At 40.1% G+C, this 23,045-nt stretch carries 18 protein-coding genes; 4 read left to right on the forward strand and 14 right to left on the reverse strand.

Annotated elements, in window-relative coordinates; translation table 11 throughout:
* Positions 1–277 precede the first annotated feature (277 nt).
* Positions 278–919: a response regulator transcription factor gene (locus HS960_RS15505; RefSeq protein ID WP_120335355.1), complete on the forward strand. Its 642-nt coding sequence runs from the start codon at positions 278–280 to the stop codon at positions 917–919.
* A gap of 29 nt (positions 920–948) precedes the next feature.
* On the opposite strand, the gene HS960_RS15510 is transcribed toward HS960_RS15505, so the two are convergent.
* The 14 genes from HS960_RS15510 to mraZ all read right to left on the reverse strand — a co-directional run bounded on the left by HS960_RS15510 (position 949) and on the right by mraZ (position 17,982).
* On the reverse strand, positions 949–2,091 hold the full coding sequence (locus HS960_RS15510) for a sugar phosphate isomerase/epimerase family protein (RefSeq protein ID WP_153846552.1): 1,143 nt from the start codon (positions 2,089–2,091) through the stop codon (positions 949–951).
* A gap of 88 nt (positions 2,092–2,179) precedes the next feature.
* Positions 2,180–3,877, reverse strand: coding sequence for a cell division protein FtsZ (ftsZ, locus tag HS960_RS15515; protein WP_153846551.1), 1,698 nt, complete (start codon positions 3,875–3,877; stop codon positions 2,180–2,182).
* 140 nt (positions 3,878–4,017) lie between these two features.
* A complete protein-coding gene (gene ftsA / locus HS960_RS15520; RefSeq protein WP_070564959.1) occupies positions 4,018–5,394 on the reverse strand; it encodes a cell division protein FtsA in 1,377 nt (458 codons plus the stop codon).
* 25 nt (positions 5,395–5,419) lie between these two features.
* Positions 5,420–6,256 carry a cell division protein FtsQ/DivIB gene (locus HS960_RS15525; protein ID WP_120335351.1) on the reverse strand — a complete coding sequence of 279 codons (837 nt, stop codon included), beginning with the start codon at positions 6,254–6,256 and terminating at the stop codon, positions 5,420–5,422.
* Positions 6,249–7,604, reverse strand: a complete 1,356-nt coding sequence (gene murC, locus HS960_RS15530) for a UDP-N-acetylmuramate--L-alanine ligase (RefSeq protein WP_153846549.1) — start codon at positions 7,602–7,604, stop codon at positions 6,249–6,251. The genes HS960_RS15525 and murC overlap by 8 nt, the downstream gene beginning before the upstream one ends.
* Positions 7,605–7,611: 7 nt before the next feature.
* A complete protein-coding gene (gene murG / locus HS960_RS15535) occupies positions 7,612–8,712 on the reverse strand; it encodes an undecaprenyldiphospho-muramoylpentapeptide beta-N-acetylglucosaminyltransferase (protein ID WP_153846548.1) in 1,101 nt (366 codons plus the stop codon).
* A gap of 13 nt (positions 8,713–8,725) precedes the next feature.
* Positions 8,726–9,931 carry an FtsW/RodA/SpoVE family cell cycle protein gene (locus HS960_RS15540; protein WP_153846547.1) on the reverse strand — a complete coding sequence of 402 codons (1,206 nt, stop codon included), beginning with the start codon at positions 9,929–9,931 and terminating at the stop codon, positions 8,726–8,728.
* Positions 9,932–9,961: 30 nt separating this feature from the next.
* Complete coding sequence (gene murD, locus HS960_RS15545) at positions 9,962–11,335, reverse strand: UDP-N-acetylmuramoyl-L-alanine--D-glutamate ligase (protein ID WP_182333234.1); 1,374 nt, start codon at positions 11,333–11,335, stop codon at positions 9,962–9,964.
* 2 nt (positions 11,336–11,337) lie between these two features.
* Positions 11,338–12,582, reverse strand: coding sequence for a phospho-N-acetylmuramoyl-pentapeptide-transferase (gene mraY / locus HS960_RS15550; protein ID WP_075991283.1), 1,245 nt, complete (start codon positions 12,580–12,582; stop codon positions 11,338–11,340).
* Positions 12,583–12,586: 4 nt separating this feature from the next.
* Positions 12,587–14,047 (reverse strand): UDP-N-acetylmuramoyl-L-alanyl-D-glutamate--2,6-diaminopimelate ligase, encoded by a 1,461-nt coding sequence (locus HS960_RS15555; RefSeq protein ID WP_182329969.1) that lies wholly within the window; start codon positions 14,045–14,047, stop codon positions 12,587–12,589.
* A complete protein-coding gene (locus HS960_RS15560) occupies positions 14,047–16,164 on the reverse strand; it encodes a penicillin-binding protein (RefSeq protein WP_182329971.1) in 2,118 nt (705 codons plus the stop codon). The genes HS960_RS15555 and HS960_RS15560 overlap by 1 nt, the downstream gene beginning before the upstream one ends.
* A gap of 8 nt (positions 16,165–16,172) precedes the next feature.
* Entirely contained in the window at positions 16,173–16,586 is a 414-nt protein-coding gene (locus HS960_RS15565; protein WP_075991280.1) for an FtsL-like putative cell division protein, read from the reverse strand.
* 15 nt (positions 16,587–16,601) lie between these two features.
* Entirely contained in the window at positions 16,602–17,516 is a 915-nt protein-coding gene (rsmH, locus tag HS960_RS15570) for a 16S rRNA (cytosine(1402)-N(4))-methyltransferase RsmH (protein WP_153846544.1), read from the reverse strand.
* Positions 17,517–17,520: 4 nt separating this feature from the next.
* On the reverse strand, positions 17,521–17,982 hold the full coding sequence (gene mraZ / locus HS960_RS15575) for a division/cell wall cluster transcriptional repressor MraZ (protein ID WP_159731836.1): 462 nt from the start codon (positions 17,980–17,982) through the stop codon (positions 17,521–17,523).
* A 435-nt stretch (positions 17,983–18,417) separates the two neighbouring features.
* On the opposite strand from mraZ, the gene aspS reads away from it, so the two are divergent.
* From aspS to HS960_RS15590, 3 genes are all read left to right on the forward strand, one after another.
* Complete coding sequence (gene aspS / locus HS960_RS15580; RefSeq protein ID WP_153846542.1) at positions 18,418–20,169, forward strand: aspartate--tRNA ligase; 1,752 nt, start codon at positions 18,418–18,420, stop codon at positions 20,167–20,169.
* Positions 20,170–20,265: 96 nt separating this feature from the next.
* The gene (locus HS960_RS15585; RefSeq protein ID WP_153846541.1) at positions 20,266–21,654 is read left to right on the forward strand and encodes a LutB/LldF family L-lactate oxidation iron-sulfur protein; all 1,389 of its coding nucleotides are present in this window, start codon (positions 20,266–20,268) and stop codon (positions 21,652–21,654) included.
* Positions 21,655–21,726: 72 nt separating this feature from the next.
* Complete coding sequence (locus HS960_RS15590) at positions 21,727–22,863, forward strand: acyltransferase (RefSeq protein WP_182329973.1); 1,137 nt, start codon at positions 21,727–21,729, stop codon at positions 22,861–22,863.
* Positions 22,864–23,045: the final 182 nt, after the last annotated feature.

Raw genomic sequence — 23,045 nt, forward strand, 5'->3', positions numbered from 1 at the left:
TTTAATTTTTTTAGTCCATGAATTATGACAAAACTAATAATTGTCACATAAATCTAATTAAAATATGCTAATTTTTTATCGTTAAACTCATATTGTGCTATATTTTCTAGCATATATCCTATTTATATAAAAAAAACACGCAACTCGCCCCACCCCAATTTTTATTAACTTAATTTCTTATATTTGCGCGTTAACTAGTAAAATATCAAGATATATTGTATATTGTTAGTACTTTATTTCATACGGTAATTAAAGCCCAGCATCAGATAGCATATCTATGAAAAAGATTCTTATAGCAGACGACCACGGTATTGTACGGTTAGGAGCCTCCGTTATTATTAAAGAAACTCTTCAAAAGGCAGAAATATTCCAAGCTGAAACCTTTGACGAGGTTCTTGAAAAAATAAAGGTAGAGGATTTTGACCTATTATTGCTGGACATTAATATGCCGGGAGGAAATAATATACGCGTCGTTGAGGAGATCCTTCAAATTCGACCGAGCATCAAAATTTTGATTTTCTCGTCTTATGACGAATCACTATATGCGCTACGCTATATCGAAGCAGGAGCAGTAGGCTACCTCAACAAAACAACAGCTATGGCTGAACTTTCCAATGCTATTCTGGCTATTCAGGATAGAGGGAAGTACATGTCGAGCAATGTACAGGATCTATATATTCAGAAATTGACACAGAGCAAGTCTGAACTGACGAAACTAAATCCCTTGGCACGTTTGTCAAATAGAGAGGTGGACGTTGCTAAGCAATTGATAAAGGGACTGGGGATTATTGAAGTATCTAGCTTGTTGGAGTTAAGCCCTTCAACAGTGAGCACCTATAAAAGCAGAATCTTTGAAAAGCTCAATGTTTCTAATATTCCTGAACTTATTGAACTCTTCAGAATACACTCCAACAACTAGTCATTTTGTTGGAGTGCATTTTTATCCTACTAAATTAACTCATCAATAGTAACAACTGGAACATCTTTTACGTTCAGGTCTTTTAAAGGTTGAGATTTCTTATAAGAATACCCCACCTCTGCTTCTAAATCCCATAACATCGGCGCTAAAAAGTTGAGGCACGTCGTAAATCCCTGAACCGTTGCAGAAAAATCACCTGTATCTTTCGAATTCTTAGCTTCGTTTTCGATCTCAAAGGGACCACTGAAACCACGTTCTTGCAATAAGTCAACAAAGCCGCGCCAATCCATACTATCGGATCCACCAAAGCCCGGTAACATTGCTTCATAGTGATGTCTATCCCAGTCATGCCCAGGAATACTTACGTTGGCCTTTTTAGCCAATTCAGCATCAACATGCTGCATAGGGTACATTCCACCCCAATCAATACGTGCAGCGGTCTGTAAATTACGTGTAGTCTTCACATGTATACGCTGTAAGCGGCTGATGTCTGTATTACGAATAACCTCAATCGGATTTGTATTTTGCCAAACATCATGTGAAGGATCATAAATCTCACCATGAGCTTTACTCGGAATCATCGCATACATTAATTTACGAGCGGCCAGCACAGCGGGAAGATTGTTATAGGTAGAGCTATAACGTGATGAGCGCCATCCTTCCATTGGGCAGTTCTCATAGAGGATGGTTACGCCTAAACTCTCTGCATAATTAACAATGGGGGCAAATACACGCTTATATTCTTCAAGATTTTTTTGAAATCCATCAATTTGATTACCCAATTCGTGATTATACCCAACGAATGTTCCTACCTTGACGTTATTTGCATCACCACCAAGCAAATGTGCAATACGGATCAATTTCAATAAATGATTTTGATTCTTCACACGTTGCTCAGGATCACCACCAATCATATTTTCAAAAGCACCAAGCGAAAGTTTTAAATCAGCCTGATTGAACAGCTCAATGATTTCCCTTGCTTTTGCAGGAGTGAAATCATCATAATCCAAATGTGTTGCGGTATGATCTTCTCGGGTACCATCTTTTCTAAACACACAAAGGTCTATCCCCCCCGCTCCGATTCTTTTGGTTGTCTGAATCAACTCCGGTAAGGATAATTTATCAAATGCAGAACTCATTACCCATACAGGGTTATTTAATTTTGTCGTCATAGCTTGTATAATTGTCTTATTTCGGTATTTAAAGATACTAAAAAAGCCATCCGATTGGATGGCTTTTTGTTATTTTATGGTGAATCAACTAGTCTACATTATCATGTAGAAAAGAATTGTTCGGTCTGATTTCAGTATTTCCATCTTCAAAAGAAAGTGTAAAACGAGACACCTGAGATTGTGAAGAATGCGGTGTATCTTCCAATGACATTTGTTTTCTCTTATAAGCAGGCTCATTTTCCAACTCATGTAGACCATTAGAAGATTTTAGTTTCATGCTCAATTCTTTAAGACGCAAGATACGCTCTTTCGTACGAACCAGCTGATCTTCAAACGAAACCTGCTCTTCTTCCACCTGAGGAACTTCTACTTGCTCATTTGTTGTACTTGATGAAAAGGTAGGTTTCTCCTCATATCCCGATGCAGAAGGGGCTGCATAAGAATCAAAAACTGTTGGCATCTGGAATTGAAACACAGATGGTGAGGTTTTCAATTGAAAATCACTGTCTCCAAATGAAGTTTCCTCTTCATAACCACCATCAAAACCTAAATCATGACGTATAACTTGAGGTTCCTCAACAGCCACCTGTTGTTGCACAGCATTTCTTGGTGAAGTGAACAAATCAGATTGCAAATTATTCGGAGTTGGCGTATTTGAAGAAGGGACTGGTGTATCCACACGTTGAACCGGAGTTACGAAACTATTCGTAGCTGGAACTTCTCTTGGTGCTACCTGAGAAACAGGTTTAATAAAAGAATTAGCCGGTTCAGCTGTTAAGGGCATAGACACCTTTGTATTTTCACGTTCTTTATCGCGTTCTTCAGAAGTTTGAAAACCAGTTGCAATAATTGTTACTGACAGCTCATCCTCAAAGTTCTCGTCAATACAGTTACCCCAGATCAAATCTGCTGATAGACCAGCTTTTTCCTGAATGTAATCCGTAATGATCGCTACCTCATCCATGGTTACTTCTTTCGTTCCAGAAGTAATATTTAACAAGATATAACGAGCGCCTTCAATCTCATTGTCTTTCAACAATGGTGAAGCCAAGGCTCCCTCTACAGCACGTAATGCACGATCTTCACCTTCAGCTATTGCGTTACCCATAATAGCAACACCGCTATCATTCATAACGGTACGCACATCTTTAAAATCGACGTTTACATAACCAGGGATAGTAATAATTTCGGCAATACCTTTTGCAGCAGTAGTCAAAATATCATCTGCTTTTGCGAAAGCCGCGGTCATGGTTAAATTTCCGAAGATTTCACGCAAACGATCGTTAGAAATAACAAGATAAGAGTCTACATATTTACGTAATTCCGAAAGCCCTTCCTCCGCTTGAGAACGACGGCGTTTACCTTCGAATGTAAACGGTGTAGTTATGATTGCAACAGTAAGAATACCCAATTCCTTAGCGGCTTTAGCCAAAACGGGGCTCGCTCCAGTACCGGTACCACCCCCCATACCAGCGGTAATAAACAACATCTTCGTATTGGTACCCAACATGCGTTTGATATCTTCAATACTTTCGATCGCTGAATTTTCACCTACATCAGGATCTGCTCCTGCTCCCATACCTTCGGTTAGACTTATTCCCAATTGAACTTTATTTGGGATCGGGCTCAATTCCAATGCTTGCGCATCAGTATTACACACGATAAAATCTACCCCACTAATTCCTTGTTTATACATGTGGTTTACGGCATTGCCGCCACCACCACCAACCCCAATAACCTTGATTATTGAAGATTGTTCTTTTAACATTTCAAACTGTATTGACATAACTTATCCCTATTTAACTTACAATGAAGATGATATCAAAACGAATCAAACCCACTATATGTAATGTAATAATAATATAATTTCAACAAAAGTTTTCCACATTTGTTAAATTGTGGAAAACTTCAACTATTGTGGAAAACTTACTTCTTATCTAAAAAACTTGCGTCATCGATTTCGTTACCGTCTTTGATAAAACGTTTGAACCATGACAATAATCCTTGCTCTTTTTGTTGTTGTTCAGAAACCTCTTTTGTTGTCACCGTAGCAGCCTGCACTTTTTTCGATGGGGCGTGCATTTCTCTACGGCTATCTTCTTCTTCCTCATGGGATTGAATTCCCTTAATCAACAAGCCAATACTTGTTGCATACAAAGGACTTTTCAATTCTTCAAACAACGGTTTTGGTAAAACCTCATTCTTAGAAAGATATTCATTCGGAAATCCGATACGGCAATCTATTCCAGTAATATACTCAACAAGTTGTACCAAATGCTTTAATTGAGCACCACCACCGGTAATAACAATACCACCGATCAGTTTATTTTCATATCCTGAAGATTTGATTTCATAGTACACGTGCTCAATAATTTCTTCCATTCTAGCTTGAATAATATAAGCCAAATTTTTCACGGAAATTTCCTTTGGTTCACGACCTTTCAATCCTGGCACACAAATCACCTCATTTTCTTTATTTTCATCAGCTAGAGCCGATCCGAAACGAGTTTTCAACAATTCAGCCTGAGAACGCAAAACAGAACATCCCTGACGGATATCTTCCGTTACAATATTACCGCCTAAAGGAATCACAGCAGTGTGACGAATAATTCCTTCATGGAAGATGGCAACATCTGTGGTTCCACCACCGATATCCACTAATACAACGCCAGCATTTTTTTCGTCTTCATCCAATACAGCTTCAGAAGACGCTAAAGGTTCGAGAATCAATTCAGCAACTTCCAGATTGGAATTATCAATACATTTCTTGATATTTTTAATATCTGTTACACGTCCCGATATAATATGGAAGTTTGCTTCAATACGGCGACCAGCCATACCGATTGGTTCGCGAATACCGGGTTCGTTATCTACCGTAAACTCCTGTGGTAAAACATGTATAATTTCTTCTCCTGGAGGCAGTACCAGTTTATACATATCCGAAATCAGTCGTTCGATATCGCGTCGAATGATTTCATCATCACCATCAGTTTTGGTAAATATTCCACGGTGTTGAATACTTTTGATGTGTTGGCCAGCAATTCCCACATTCACCACTTTAATATCCACATTGGACTGTGCTTCGGCTATCTCAACAGCCTCTAAAATACTCCCCACAGTTTTCTGGATATTAGCAACCACCCCCCTGCTTACACCTGCAGAGTCAGCTTTGCCCACACCTAATAATTCAATTTTGTTTCCTGAGCTACGTCTCCCAACCGTAACACAAATTTTGGTAGTACCAATATCGAGTCCCACGATAATTGGGTTTTCTCTTTCAATTTCTGCTGCCTTTGAGTTCATAATTTCCTGTATTGTTGCTGTATTACTATAATGTATTATTTGCTACTTTTTTTGTTTGATCATCTGAAAAACTCCAGTTTCCCCTCTTTTCACAGATAATCTGACCTCCATATTTTACGTTGACAACACCGTAAGCATTTATACCCACTTTTGGCATGATCTGCGTATAAAAGGTCTTTAATAATTCAAATTTTTGTTCCAATGAATCTGCCGATCCAACAATCAACTGCTGTGTACCTATACGAGGCACAAGTTCAATATCCTTATCCCCGTTGACATAGATCTGCACAACTTGATTACTCCATAATTCATCGTTTTTGATAAACTCAATAACCTTCACCAAATCTTTAACCAAGGGCGTTGATATGGTATCCAGTGCTTCATTATATCCTTCTGCGATGTTACCCGTTGCAACCATGATATGCGGTATATACTTCAACGTTGTCGGTATCTTCAACCCATTGGGGTCCACATAAAATTCTTTTCCATTTTTGTTGATGACCCGCATGACAGCCTCGCGCTGACTAATATTAATTCTGATCGTACCATCCATATCGGCATGTATACTGGCATCGGAAACATAAGGTAATTTACGCAAGGTTTTTTCAACCTTTTGAAAGGGAATTCCATTGACTTTCTTTCCCGCAAAACTACCATAGTTTTGTTCTATCAGTTTGGAGATATCAGCCTGATCAATAAAAGCTTCCGTGCCTTCAATGACAATTTTGATATCTTTACAAACCTGCTGCTCATCACGTTTCCCCACAATAGTCATAATCACGACGACAACTATTACGCCGATAAAAAACAGCGTAAAGTAGAGTACACGATTCCATTGTATGTTACGTAATTTTTTAAGCATGCTCTAAAATTGTCTGTAACGGTTTAACCAATTTGTCAATATCACCTGCCCCAACTGTAACAATCAGTTCTGGCTTTTCATCGCGCGCGAATTCCAAGACTTCTTCTGCTGTTACAAGCTGTTTTTTCTCTGCCGTAATTTTATCCAATAACCAACTCGAATTGATCCCTTCAATAGGAAGCTCCCGTGCTGGATAAATTTCCATTAACAACAGATTGTCTGCCATGGACAATACCTCTGCGAAACCATCCACAAAATCCCGCGTACGGGTAAATAAATGCGGCTGAAAGACCACATTTAGTTTTTTTGTAGGATACAATTTGCGCATCGAAGTTAAAAATGCACGCAGTTCCTCTGGATGGTGCGCATAGTCATCAATATACACCGCTCCAGGTTTACGGACAATATATTCAAACCTTCTTTTCACTCCTTTGAATGTTGTCAATGCTTTCTTGATCGCTTCATTTTCAATCCCAAGTAAACGGGCTACTGCAATCGCAGCTACCGCATTTTCAACATTATGGGTACCAGGAATACCTAAATGGATATCGTCTATCCGTCCGTTGGTATCTTGGTAGTCAAAAAAGAACTCTCCGTCGCGTACATGCACATTGGAAGCATATGCATCAGCGATTTCATGGCCTGAATAACTTATTTGCCCCGCAAACTCGAGGCCTTTTTTTATAATACGTGTTCCCCCTTCAACTACTTTATCCAAGAACAATTGGAATGATTCGAGCAGATGGCTGCGATCTCCATAAATGTCCAAATGATCAGCATCCGAAGAAGTTACTATTGCAATATTGGGGTGAAGTGTCAGAAATGAACGATCAAATTCGTCAGCCTCCACCACAACTGTATTATTATTTCCATAAAGCACATTGGTACCGTAATTAGAACTGATTCCGCCCAAGAAGGCAGAGCAGTCGTAACCCGAATCTTTCAATACATGTGCAACCATTGTAGAAGTTGTCGTTTTACCATGTGTACCGGCAACAGCGACCGTAAATCTACTCTCACTAATGATCCCCAAAACCTGTGATCTCTTATATAGTATATGTCCTTGAGATTCCAAAAAAGCTTTAATCTTCGAATCTTTAGGAATGGCTGGTGTAAAAATGACTAATGTCTCCGCTGTAGGTACGTGAAAAATAGCATCAATCGTATTGATATCATCCTGATATGAGATCGCGATTCCTTCCTTGACTAAGGTTTTAGTCAGCTCAGTTTCTGTACGGTCATATCCATTCACCTCACAGCCCAAATGCTTAAAATAGCGCGCAAGACCACTCATGCCTATACCACCTATACCGATCAAGTAAACTTGTTTTATTGCATCTAGATTCATACTTCGTCTATTTTTTATTAACCAATTTATACACCTCCTCGGCAATCTGCACGTCCGCATTCAACTTACCGAGTTTTTTAATATTTTCACTTAATTGTGCGACATGAGCTGCGTCTTTTAATAAAGTTAAAGCAGCAGGCACCAGGTCTTTTTTTGCATCACTATCCTTAACCAATAACGCAGCCCCCTTATTGACCAATGCCATAGCATTTTTGGTCTGATGGTCTTCGGCCACATTAGGCGAAGGCACAAGAATAACAGGCTTCCCGACTACACAGAGCTCGGAAATTGTACCAGCTCCAGCTCGGCTAATAATTAAATCTGCCGCAGCATAAGCATAGTCCATACGCTGTAGAAAGGCCAACATCTTAATATTGTCGGGCAGCTGACCTGTTAACTCTTCCCGTAACTTTTCAACGTAGAAACTACCGCATTGCCAAATCACCTGCACTTCTTCCTTCAGCTCATTGAGGTAAGCAACGACACTTTCATTTAATGTTTTAGCCCCCAAACTACCTCCGAGCACCAAAATTGTCTTTTTATGTGTATCTAACTCAAAGAACGCTACGGCCTCCTCTCTTTTTCCCGCTATCGCAATGGACTCGCGTCTTATTGGATTGCCCGTGAGCAATACTTTCTCAGCAGGAAAAAATTGCTCCATCCCCTCATAAGCCACACATATTTTTGCTGCCTTAGCGCCAACTTTTTTGTTGGTTACACCCGCATAGGAATTTTGTTCCTGCACGACTGTAGGCACCCCTAGCTTATTGGCCATCATTAATAATGGACCAGAAGCAAAACCACCTACACCTACAGCCACATCTGGTCTAAAATCTTTAATTATGCTTTTTGCTTTATTTAAACTTTTCATAAGCTTAAACGGCAAAAAGATATTCTTCCACAGCTGCTTTCTATTTATTCCCTGAATATCAAGCCCAACAATCTTATATCCTGCAGCCGGCACTTTATCCATTTCCATCCGGCCATTGGCACCCACAAATAGAATTTCATTTGCAGGATCCATTGCCTTCAACGCATTTGCGATTGAAATCGCCGGAAAGATATGTCCTCCGGTCCCACCACCACTGATAATTACGCGAATTGCCATGCTTAATTTATTATTATGCAGGAATAGATCCTATAACCACTTTTTTCGGTTTAGGCTTTTCATCCAGCTCTTCTTTACCTTTTAATTCTTCAATATTTCTACTCACACTCAGGATAATTCCCAAGGCGACACTCGTAAATAAAATCGAGGTTCCTCCCATACTTACCAACGGTAGTGGAACGCCAGTAACTGGCCCTAATCCTACAGCAACAGCCATATTGGCCAAAGCCTGAATCGTCAAACTAAATCCCAAACCCGCAGCCAAAAAAGTACCGAAAGCTTTGGGACTCATCGTGACAATACGTATACATCGATACATAAATGCCAGATACAGAAATAGCAGAATTACACCACCGACTGTCCCATATTCTTCAATGATAATCGCGTAAATAAAATCGGAATAAGGGTGTGGCAATACGTTGCGTTGCACACTATTTCCGGGTCCTTTTCCAAAAAGCCCACCAGTTGCTATAGCAATTTTCGCATTGTTTGCCTGATAATTTTTATCATCCTGGAAGGATACCGGCGTCGCTTCATCTTTCTTCTCTACACCAAAAAAAGACTTCACACGACTATAATAGGTTGCACGCCGAGGCCCAATAGAAACGACTATAATTCCTAGCAAAACAACCCCAGCAGATACAATAGCAATCTGTTTAAAGGATATCCGACCGATCAAAAGCAATAAAACACTCACTCCAAATAGCATAATCGCGGTGGACATGTTGGCCCATGCAATTAATACGAAAACCCCACATACGGATCCCATGATGGGTAAAAATGACTTTTTCACATCTTTGATCTCCTCCTGTTTCCGGGATAACATCCGTGCAAGAAAAACAATCAATGACAGTTTTGCTAAATCTGACGTTTGGAAAGTCATCCCAATACCTGGAATAGTCAACCAACGACTGGCCTGGTTTACGCTACTTCCAAATGCTAAGGTGAATAGCAATAAAGGAATTGTAATTCCCATTAAGATTTTGGATATACCAGCATAATACCGATAATCCAATTTATGGGAAAGATACATGAGGATAAACCCAATGGCGATAATAGAAAAGTGCTTCAACAAATACATTTCTGTACCCTTTCCTTCTTTATACGCCAACGTACCCACCGAACTGTACACAGCCAAAAGTGACCATCCCGATAAGATAATCACAATGATCCATATCCATCGATCACCCTTCAATTTAGACATTATGTTCTGTAGCATATCCTTCCTCCTCTTATTGGGTTATATCATTTATAATTCCATTACAGCCGCTTTAAATTTATCGCCACGATCCTCATAGTTCTTGAACCAATCAAAACTGGCACATGCAGGGGACAACAATACGGTATCACCTTTTTGCGCCAAGTGCGAAGCCAATACCACTGCATCTTGCATAGAAGTGCTATTGACAATAATCTCCACATCTTGTTCAAATGCCGTATGAATCGCAGCCGTATCTTTTCCCAAACAAACAATAGCACGCACCTTGTCTTTAACCAAATCAGCAAGCATACTGTAATCATTTCCTTTATCGACACCACCTAATAACAATACGATTGGTGTAGAGAAACTTTCCAAAGCATACCATACCGAATTTACATTTGTCGCCTTTGAATCGTTAATGTAATTTACACCGCCGATACAGGCTACATGTTCCAGTCGATGTGGAATATTCACATACGACCCCATACTCTCTTTCATCACTTGATTTCTCAATTCCTGCACTTTCGCAATTAACCCAGAAGCCATGCTATTATAAATATTATGCTTCCCCTGCAATGACAATTCCTCAGCTCTCATAGTGAATGTATCGTTATTTGATGTATTAATAATTATTGTCTTATTGGCATTCAAATAAGCGCCCAATTCAACAAGTTGTTCTTGTGTAAAAGGCAAATAAGTCCCTTTACTATGATGTCTTTCTAATCCTTTGATAGTCTCGGGATCGTCCAGGCAATAAATAAAATAATCCTTCTCGGTTTGATTTTGTATCATCCTGAATTTTGAATTCACATAATTTTCCATTTTATGGTCGTATCGATCCAAATGATCAGGTGTAATATTCAGTATAACAGCAACATCGGCTCTAAAATGATACATATCATCCAACATAAAGCTTGATATTTCCAATACATAGCAGTCAAACTGTTCTTTGGCCACCTGCAGCGCAAAACTTTTTCCGATATTACCGGCCAACCCGACATTTAGGCCCCCATGCTTGAGCATCTCGTAGGTCAACATGGTTGTCGTAGACTTCCCATTTGATCCTGTAATACAGATCAACTTTGCATTTGTATATTGCGCCGCAAATTCAATTTCTGCAATCACGGGTATATTCTTTGCTTTCAATGCGACTACCAAAGGCACCGTCTCTGGAATGCCAGGGCTTTTCACGACCAAAGCGGCACTCAAAATTCGTTCTTCATCGTGATTACCTTCTTCAAAAGCTATTCCCTCGGCTTTCAATTGTTCCTTATAATGGTCCGCAATCAGTCCTTTATCTGATACAAATACATCAAATCCCTTTTCTTTCCCAAGGATCGCCGTTCCAACACCGCTTTCGCCGGCGCCCAAAACGACCAAACTTCCAGATTGAGGATAATATGTTGTTGCAATATTTGACATCATTATCTAATTTTCAATGTTACAATAGTAAGAATGGCCAATATGATTCCTACAATGACAAAACGAGTTACAATTTTTGCTTCGTGATACCCCTTCTTCTGAAAATGATGATGTAATGGCGACATCAAAAAGATCCGTCTACCCTCACCATATTTCTTTTTAGTGTATTTGAAATACGACACTTGAAGAATAACCGAAAGGTTTTCCAACAGAAATACACCACACAAAATCGGAATCAACAATTCTTTCCGAATCAGAATAGCAAAAGCAGCAATTATACCTCCTATTGCCAAACTACCCGTATCACCCATAAAAACTTGGGCAGGATATGTGTTATACCATAAGAAACCTACGCAAGCCCCCACAAATGCCCCGGCGAAAATCACGAGTTCTCCGGAATTGGGGATATACATAATATTGAGGTAATCTGAAAAGATTACGTTACCTGACACGTACGCTAAAATAGCTAAAGTAACACCAATAATAGCGGATGTACTCGTGGCTAAACCATCGATACCGTCCGTAATATTTGCGCCGTTTGAAACTGCCGTAACGATAAAAATAACGACAACTAAAAAGACGACAAAAGTTAGATAATCGCTCTGTAGTCCGAATATTTTAAACACCTTAGCATAATCAAACTCGTTATTTTTATAAAACGGAATATTTGTCTTAGATGATTTCACGTTTTCAGCATAGGTCTTCTCACCTGTACCTTCATTGATAACCACTTCAACGGGCTTGGTAGAGGTTGGTTTATCCACCCCTTTTCGAACAACGATATCTGGATGAAAGTACATCGTACAAGCAATTATGGCTCCCAAGCCAACTTGTCCAACAACTTTAAACTTACCAGCTAAGCCCTCTTTATTATGTCTAAAAACCTTTATATAATCATCTAAAAATCCAATTGCGCCCATCCAAAGTGTTGTCACAATCATGATAATCACATATATATTTGTCAATTTCGCAAATAACAAGGTAGGGATAAGGATACCTGCTATAATGATGATCCCACCCATTGTCGGCGTACCAGCTTTCTTTTTTTCACCTTCAAGCCCCAAATCACGAATTGTCTCTCCGACTTGCTTATTATGCAAGAATTGAATCAATTTTCCCCCAAAAACCGTGGTAATAATCAATGAAGCGATTACAGCCATAGATGTCCGAAAAGAGATGTATTGAAACAAACCTCCTCCAGGTATATGAATATATTCGCTAAGCCACGTAAAAAGATGGTACAACATATTTCTATTGTTCGTTAAATGTATTCTCTAAAACTTCTTTATCATCAAAATGATGCTTTACACCATTTACATCCTGATATTTTTCATGCCCTTTTCCTGCCACTAGGATAATATCCCCGGGATTAGCCAGCTGATATGCCGTCCGTATAGCTTCCTTACGATCAGCTATAGAAAGCGTCTTCGCCTTCTGGTCTGCTGCCACACCAGCCTCAATATCTCTAATAATCTGATAAGGATCTTCCGTACGCGGATTATCAGATGTAATTAAAAAACGATCACTATAACGCAGAGCCGCCTCTGCCATTTCAGGTCTCTTGGTCTTATCCCGATCGCCTCCGCATCCTAACACCGTGATGATTTTTTGCTCTGGACGTCGCAATGAACTTATGGTCTTCAACACATTTTCAACCGCATCAGGTGTATGCGCGTAGTCTACGATCCCAAAAACACCCGAAGCCGATTTCATCGTTTCAAATCGTCCCTCTGCCCCCTTCAAGTTACTGAGTGCGGTCAACACTTTCACCGTTTCCTGCTCAAGCAAGATAGCGGTAGCATAAACCGCCAAAAGGTTATATGCATTGAAATCGCCGATCAATTTCACCCATACTTCCTGTCCGTCAACACTCATCAACATACCATCGAAATGGCTTTCGATCACCTTTGCTTTAAAATCTGCACCGGAACGTAAGCCATAGCTTTTCCGGTGTGCCACTGTATTTTGAAGCATAACCTGACCATTTCTATCGTCAGCATTCGTCAAAGCAAAAGCATTCGCTTCTAAATCATCAAAAAACTTCTTTTTCGCTTTAATATAGTTATCAAAAGTTTTATGAAAATCCAGGTGATCATGCGTAATATTCGTGAATATTGCGCCCGCAAACACCAAGCCTGCAATACGTTCCTGAACGACAGCATGTGAACTAACCTCCATAAATGCATAGTCACAGCCATCATCAACCATATCCCGTAACAATTTATTCAATTGAATAGGGTCTGGTGTTGTGTGTGTGGCTGGTATAATCTTTGTCCCAATCTGGTTTTGCACCGTAGATAATAGGCCTACATGGTAGCCCAACTCAGTAAACAGCTGAAACAACAATGTAGCTACTGTCGTTTTACCATTTGTTCCAGTCACACCAACCAGTTTCAGCTGTTCCGAAGGGTTTCCGTAGAAATTAGCAGCAGCTACACCCAAAGCATAAGCAGAATCGGCCACTAAGATATAGGCGACAGAGTCTAATGTCTCTTTTGGCAACTCTTCTACAATAACGGCTCTTGCTCCGGAAGTAATTGCCTTGTCTACAAACAAGTGACCATCTGTTTGAACACCCCGCACTGCGATAAACAAACTTCCCAACTCCACTTTTCTGGAATCAAAGCACAAAGAGTGCACATCGACCTCTTCAAGGTTCCCTACAACCTGCTGTACAGGGATAGCATGCAATACTTTTTTTAAATCCATCATTACTTAAGTTCTAAATTTATCGCCGTTCCAAAAGCCAGTTTCTGTCCTGCAGCTAACGACTGTATTCCTACTCTTCCTTTTCCTGTCACGTGCGCTTTAAATCCTGCATTCTCCACAACATATAAAGCATCCATCAATCCCATTCCGACAACATTCGGAACAATTCCTTCTTTATATTTTAAATCTATGAATGGCACGCCTCGTGTCGAGGTATCCACCTCTCCCCGCGCAATCGTATCCCAATTCACGGTATTAATCCCCAACCTTTCGTAGACCTTTTTACTTGCTTCTTTCGATCCCTGTAAAGTCAATGGCATTCGCCCACCCACATTCACTGCTTTAAAGGTCTTTTTCCCCTCCATCTCCATATCATTAGCATAAACCATATCGGCAAGTTCTTTAAATACAGGTCCGGCAACAGATCCACCATAATATCCATTTCTCGGGTTACGAATCACCACAATAATGGAATATTTTGGATCTTCTGCCGGAAAATACCCGGCGAATGAAGATTGATATCGTCTAGCACCGTACCCTCTCGAGCCATCAGCCATCTGTGCTGTACCTGTTTTACCACCAGAACTATACAATGGACTGGCAACACTTCTACCTGTCCCTTCAGTCATAACACCTTCCATCATTCCCCGCACCTCTGCTAAAGCATGATCCGAGGCGATCTTTTCGTTAATGACTTTCGCTTGAAACGTTTGAATTGTATTTCCTAAATGCCGAATTTCTTTAACAAATAGCGGCGCTATCAACTTACCGTTATTTGCGACAGCATTATAAAATGTCAACGTTTGCAATGGCGTAATTTTCATTTCATAGCCGTAAGCCATCTGTACCAGCGACAACCCACTCCAGCTTTTACTTTTCGAAGATTTCACCAAGGGTATACCTTCCCCTGGAATCTGTAGATCGAGTGCCTTACCAAAACCAAAAGAATGCAGTTTTGATGTAAACTGATCTGGGTTATCTTTGTAGGCCTGATAAACAAACTTAGTAACACCCACATTCGACGATTCCTCAAAGGCCCTTTTCGCAGAAATTATAGACTTCTTAGGCGCATGTGAATCACGAATGGTATGCTTGTAAATTGGCCAATTACCATTACCAATATTCACTGTTGTACTCGAGTCTATTTTCTTATCATCAATCAAAGCCAAATAAGAAGCCAACTTAAACGTTGAACCTGGATCTGCACTTTGCGCAATCGCAAGATTGAACTTTTCACGATAGACCCCATCTTTATCACGCATAAAATTGGCCACCGCACGCACCTCTCCTGTTTTCACCTCCATCATCACAACACAGCCCTCATCCGCGTTACTCGTTATCATCTGCTTCTCCAGCGCCCTTTGCGCCATATCTTGCATATTCACATCAATGGTCGAGATAATATCAGACCCATCTACCGGAGCGACCTCGATATCTTTGTTAACGGGAATCCATACCCCGCCGGCAATACGCTGCATTAATCTTTTTCCGCTTTTCCCGTCGATAAACTCACCATAGGCTCCCTCCAGTCCAACATGAATATTTTCCTTCACATTTTTATAACCGATGGTTCGAGCAGCGAGATTGACAAAAGGTAAAATACGTTTGTTCTGCCTATCTGTGATCAAACAACTTGGAAAACGCTCCTTGTTGACACGGGCAGATTTAAGTAGGGGAAATTGTTTTATCCGTTTTAAATCCTGATGTGACACATTACGTTTCAGCAACAAGTAGCGCTGTTTTTTATTCCGCGCCTGTTTTAATAATGTCAAATACTGCCGAGATGATTTATCTTTAAAAAAATCAGCAAGTTTAATAGCCAAGGAGTCAACTTTCAAATTGAAATACTCTTCACCCTCTTCCGGAATAGCCATTGCATCAAAACGAAGCTCATATTCAGGTACTGAGGTAGCCAATAAGCTTCCGTCATTTGAATAAATATTACCACGAGCAGCCTCCACCTCCCGTTCCTGAATAGAAAGGCTATCCGCTAAAGCTTTCCAATGCTCTCCATCGACATACTGCAACTTTGTCATTTTTCCAAATACCAAAAACGCAAGTAGTACAATAAGCCCAAAAGCAAAGTAGACACGAACAAGAATCGTATTTCTGATACTCATAACTCTTCCTATTTATCTTCCTTATTCTCTATAACTTCAACCTTGATCGGTGGTTCTACACGCTCTTTCAATCCCAAAGAATCTACACGTTTGGCAATTTCTGTCTGTGTAGACATTTTCATCAGTTCAGCAGAGAGCGATTTATGATCCCAGCCCAATTCCTTCACCTCTTTACTCACTTTATCGATGCTCCGAATAGTTCGCTCTGCAAAATGACGATTGGAAATATACAACAACATCAGAAAGGCGATAAAAGCTCCAAAAGGCAAGTACTGCAATATTTTATTTAACGAAAGGTCTCCAACGGTAAAAAGCGTTTTAATAAACGCTTCTGTTTGTTCCGCCTTTTCTTCGACAGTTTCTTGTAGTTCCTCTTGAACTTCCTCACTCAACTCTTTCTGTCTTATCGTATTTCTGCTCATCCTCTCGCTCCATTTTTAAGACAAATCCAACTTTTCAGCAATACGCAGTTTCGCACTGCGCGATCTATTATTTACCGCCAACTCCTGCGCAGATGCCGTAATTGCTTTACGGCTCAACACATGAAATGGCTTAATTTCATTTCCAAAAAAATCCTTTTCAACTTCCCCTTTGAATTTTCCTTTGGCCATAAAATTTTTAACCAAACGATCCTCCAGAGAGTGATAGGACATCACCGCCAATCGACCTTCAACATGCAGCACATCAACTGTTTGCAACAAAAATTCCTGTAAAGCTTCCAGCTCACGATTCACTTCTATACGAAGCGCCTGAAACACCTGCGCATGATACTTATGTTCTTTACCTTTCGGAACCATCCGTTGAATCACCTCTTTCAATTCGGCAACAGTCTGAATCGGCTGTGCCAAACGCGCAGTAACAATTGTTTTTGCAAGCGACTTGGCATTCATGATTTCACCATACATCCCAAAAATGCGGTGAAGATCTTCCTCCGAATAAGTCGCCAAAAGCGACTTCGCATCCAAATCACCAACCTGATCCATACGCATATCAAGATCCGCGTCAAAGCGGATAGAAAACCCGCGATCAGCAGCATCAAATTGATGCGAAGAAACACCTAAATCCGCCAAAATACCGTCTACAGTACGCACCCCCTCCAAACGAAGGCTATTCTTTAAAAATCTAAAGTTTTGATGTATCAATGTAAAACGAGGATCGTCGATTGCATTCTCCAATGCATCCGGATCCTGATCAAAAGCAAACAACTTCCCTTTTGGCCCCAATCTCTTCAAAATCTCCCGAGAATGACCACCACCACCAAAAGTTACATCCACATAGACACCATCCGGCTTAATAGCCAAAGCATCCATACATTCTTGTAACATTACCGGAACATGATATACATTCTCCATACACTTATAGTCCAAAATTAATATCTCCCATTACCTCTGCCGCCAAAGATGATATATCTTCTACACCGCCTTCACCCATCAATTCCTCATACCCTTCTTTTGACCAAACCTCAATCTTGTTAAACTGACAAGCCAAAACCAGCTCAGTGCTTATACCTGCAAATTCCAACAAACTTTTTGGTAACAAAACACGACCCGCAGCATCCAATGTCAATTCCGTAGCACCGCGTGTAAAAGCACGAACAAACGCACGAACCTTGGGATCGAATTGATTCAATTTAGCCAGCTTGGCTGTCATCAAATCCCACTCTTCCCTTGGATAAAATACCAGATGTTTCTCAAAACCGCGATTCACTACAAGGCCATCCCGCTCTACATGAGGCATTTGCCTCTTGAGCGCAGCTGGCAACACCATCCTTCCTTTGGCGTCTAGCTTGCATTCGAATTCTCCGATCAACTGAGTCATATAGTCAATTATCCTATTCTAATTTAAATGTAAAAGTATACACTTTCTCCCACTTTCCCCCACTTTATCACATAAAAAAGTTTTCCACATCGACAAATAGCTACAACAAACAGAAGTTGACTTTAAAAAAAATACACATAAAACCTTATTTACAAGCAGTTAAACACCAATTTATCTGTAAAACAAGCTATTGCATGAGACGCGATTTTTCGCTCTTTTTTTTATCAAAATCAGAAATGAATTGTAAAAATTTCCTCTTTAGAAATTTAATTTTACCCAATTTTTCTACCAAAAGGGGGCAAAGTGGGAGGCACCAAAAACAGAAACAAAAAATGTGGAAGAAAGTGGGAGAATGCCACTCAAATAACCTGAATAGAATTCGTTATTGTCGAGTAAAACCAATAATTTTGCGTCAAATATAATTTTCATAACGATATGCACAGAACACACACTTGTGGAGAATTAACACTAGCTGACTTAGGGAAAACGGTTACCCTAAGTGGATGGGTTCAAAAATCGCGCGATTTGGGCGGTATGACTTTCATCGATGTTAGAGACCGATATGGTATCACACAATTAACGTTCAATGCAGATGATGATGCTTCCTTGCGCGCAAGTGCCCGTGAGCTCGGAAGAGAATATGTCATCAAGGTAACTGGAGAAGTTATCGAACGCTCTAATAAAAATGCTAAAATCTCCACTGGAGATATTGAAATCAAGGTTTCAAATCTTGAAATATTAAATGCCGCTAAATTACCCCCTTTTACAATAGAAGATGAAACAGATGGTGGTGATGACATCAGAATGAAGTTCAGATACCTCGATTTACGTCGTAACCCCGTACGTGAAAACCTTATTTTACGTCATAAGACCTCACAAGAGGTACGCCGTTATCTTGATTCCCAAAACTTCCTGGAAGTAGAAACCCCATATCTGATTAAATCAACTCCAGAGGGAGCACGCGACTTTGTCGTACCTTCCCGTATGAATCCTGGAGAATTTTATGCGTTACCACAATCCCCACAAACCTTCAAACAATTATTGATGGTTTCAGGTTTTGATCGCTATTTTCAAATTGTAAAATGTTTTCGTGATGAAGATTTGCGTGCAGACCGTCAACCAGAATTCACGCAAATAGACTGTGAAATGTCTTTTGTAGAACAGGAAGATGTTTTAAATATCTTTGAAGGGCTTGCAAAACATATCTTCAAAACAATCAAAGGTATCGACTTAGGTACTGTTCCGCGTATGACTTACGCAGATGCGATGCGCCTTTATGGATCAGACAAACCAGACATCCGTTTCGGAATGCAGTTTGTTGAACTAAACGATGTTGCCAAAGGAAAAGGTTTCCCTGTATTTGATGCAGCGGAATTAGTAGTTGGTATCAACGCGGAAAATTGTGCACATTATACCCGAAAACAACTGGATGCATTGACAGATTTTATCAAACGTCCACAGATCGGTGCAACAGGGTTGGTATATGCGCGCGTGAATGAAGATGGTTCAGTGAAGTCGTCCGTTGATAAATTTTTCACGCCAGAACAACTGTCGGCAATTGCAGTAGCGTTTCACGCGAAACCTGGCGACTTATTGTTAATTATGGCTGGTGGAACAGACAGAGTTCGCAAACAACTCAATGAATTACGCCTCGAAGTTGCGTCGCAACTTGGTTTCCGCAACAAAGAAACCTTTGCACCATTATGGGTCGTTGATTTCCCACTATTGGAATGGGACGAAGAAAATGGCCGTTTCCATGCAATGCACCACCCATTCACTTCACCAAAACCGGAAGATATCCCACTTTTAGATACCAATCCAGGAGAAGTAAGAGCAAATGCCTATGACTTTGTTTTAAACGGTGTAGAAGTAGGTGGTGGATCAATCCGTATCCATGACAGAGAGCTTCAATCGCTCATGTTCAAACATTTAGGATTCAGCCCTGAAGAAGCAAAAAAACAATTTGGGTTCCTTATGGAGGCCTTCACCTTCGGTGCTCCTCCACATGGCGGATTGGCTTTTGGTTTTGACCGACTAGTATCCTTATTGGCAGGTTTAGATTCCATCCGCGACGTCATTGCATTCCCAAAAAACAATTCGGGAAGAGATGTTATGATTGACGCACCGTCAACCATTCACCAAGAGCAGCTGGACGAGCTAAGCTTGAATATTGCAATAAAAGCATAAATTATTTAACTCGATTTTCGAGAAACAATTTATTAACAGTATATTTAAAAGTTGGTAATTTTTACCAACTTTTTTTGTGAAAAATTAGCAGATTAGATGGCAGAGAGTACCGCTAATACGTTTATTAAGGAAAGTGCGCAAAAAGCATTTGACACCAAACACCGCGATATTATCAATTACAATATCGACAAATACAGCATGGCTTTCGAAAAAGGCAAGAGCAAATTTGCGGACCTTGAAAATAGCAAGATAAAAGCGAACCTGATCAAATGGAAGGTCATGGAAAATCTCGATCGTTATTTGTTGCAATTTGAAGCAAACTTCACGGCTAGAGGCGGAAAAGTAATCTGGGCCAATGACGCTACGGAAGCCTTGGACGAAATCTATTCGATCATTGCGCGTAAAAAAGCAAAATCGGTAGTAAAGTCAAAATCGATGGCGACAGAAGAGATCGAGCTTAATCATTTTCTGGCCTCCAAAAATATTGAAGCCATAGAAACTGATCTTGGCGAGTATATCATTCAGCTTCTGGATCAAAAACCTTATCATTTTGTTACGCCGGCCATGCATTTGAGCCTGGAAGATATTGCCAAGCTTTTTCACGAGAAATTTGACACACCGCTAGATGCATCTGCGGAACAGCTTACAATGAAGGCCCGTGAATTACTTCGAGATCGCTACCTATCGGCAGAAGTTGGAATTACTGGAGCCAATTTCTTAATTGCTGAAACTGGAAGTATAGCAATTACCGAAAATGAAGGAAACGCCCGATTGACATCGACCTTCCCCAAAACACATATTGCCGTTGTTGGAATAGAAAAAATCATTCCCAACCTACAAGATTTAGAAGTCTTTTGGCCACTCCTATCCACACATGGCACGGGCCAAAATCTAACGGTATACAACACACTACTCACTGGGCCGAAACAGCCTTATGAATCAGATGGCCCCGAAGAAATGTATGTTATACTGCTTGACAATGGCCGCAGCAAGCTCTTAGCGCAAAAAGAACAACGTCAAGGTTTATACTGCATCCGTTGTGGCGCCTGTCTGAATGTATGTCCAATCTATCAGAACATCGGTGGACATACCTATGAAACGACATATCAAGGCCCAATTGGATCGCTCATATCGCCACATTTGAATGGCATGAAGGAATTTAAACACCTAAGCTACGCTTCCACACTCTGTGGAAAATGTACAGAGGTCTGCCCCGTTGGTATTGACATACAGCGCATGCTTCTCGTCAACAGAAAAGATTCAGTTGATCAAGGTCTGGCAACAAAAACAGAACAAAAAGTCTGGCAATGGTTCACCTACGGGATAATGCGCAGAAAACTGATCGATTTCTTTGGTGGGAAATTCAAAAATTTCTTTCTCAAAAAACTCTTTCAGAAAACCTGGGGAGATCAACGGGAACTACCCAAATTGGCTGACAAATCTTTCTCCAAACAATGGAAAGAACATCAAAAAAATAAAGAATAACAAAAAAGTGGCATTAGTCGATCAAACTAATGCCACTTTTTTTGTTAGCTTCGCTCCCAAACCTCATTACAAATGACTTCTGAAAATACAAAAACTTATCTTCCCTGGATTGATTTCTTACGTATTCTTGCCTGCTTCATGGTACTCATATCCCATAGCTGCGACGCCTTTGTCGGAACATTTGACAACAGCAGCACCTTCCACCAAGGTGTGTTCTGGGGAAGTATTGTTCGCGCCTGTGTCCCCTTATTTGCAATGATGTCAGGTATACTCCTATTTCCTGTCAAAACCGATCTGGCCACATTTTATAAAAAGAGAATCGGAAGAATAATTGTCCCACTGATCTTTTGGTCAATTGTATTGCCAATAGCTTTTTTTGTATACCTGAACTTTATTAAAAGTAGTCCCAGTGCTTTGATCGATATGAATAATTTTACGATGCAGGCAACAATTACAAAAATTTATACAGCAATATTTAATTTTAACTACGATACTACCCCCCTTTGGTATATGTACATGTTAATTGGTCTATACCTAATCATACCTATCATTGGCAGCTGGTTGAATCAGGCAACAAAAAAAGACATTCAATATTTTCTTGCGTTCTGGATGGTCACACTCCTCATTCCATACATAAAAATGATTGCTCCAACATTGGGATATGCTGGCAACTATGAGCAGATGGGAATCTGGGGTGTCTGTAACTGGAATGAATTTGGCACCTTCTATTATTTTTCAGGTTTTCTGGGCTATATTGTGCTAGCTTATTATTTGGTCAACTATCCTTTTCAATGGTCTATCACCAAGACCATAGCGATTGCCTTACCTTTATTTATCGTTGGATTTCTAGCCACATTTTTTGGCTTTTTGGTGACCCAGAAGTACTATCCTGGGAATTATGCCAATCTCGAGGTTATTTGGTATTTCTGTAATATCAACGTAGCGTTGATGACCATTTCTATTTTTCTTGTCGTTCAAAAACTGAAGATACCCGAATCTAAATGGATAAAACGCCTTTCATCAGCCACGTTTGGTATTTACTTAGCGCATTTTATCATTGTTCAAGCATTGACAGACATCTTCTTGACTATTCCTAATCTTCCAGCCACACTGAAAATCCTCTCCATAGCGCTCCTAGGTTTTAGCTTAAGTTTTCTGATCACCAAGCTGATGGATAGTAATTCAATAACAAGAAGGTTTATCAAATAAGCGTATCCTAATGGGAGTACCGAAGCATTTTGCAATCATGTAACCTTGAGCTAGACAAAACACTTCGAATAAATGACGAGCTTAGGTAATAAGGATGAGCTTACATAATAAGAAAGAGGGAACCAATGGTTCCCTCCTCTACTAACACTCACCAATATTTAATATGAAAACTATCCTTGTTT

This window comes from Sphingobacterium paramultivorum (assembly GCF_014109745.1).
Classification (GTDB): domain Bacteria; phylum Bacteroidota; class Bacteroidia; order Sphingobacteriales; family Sphingobacteriaceae; genus Sphingobacterium; species Sphingobacterium paramultivorum.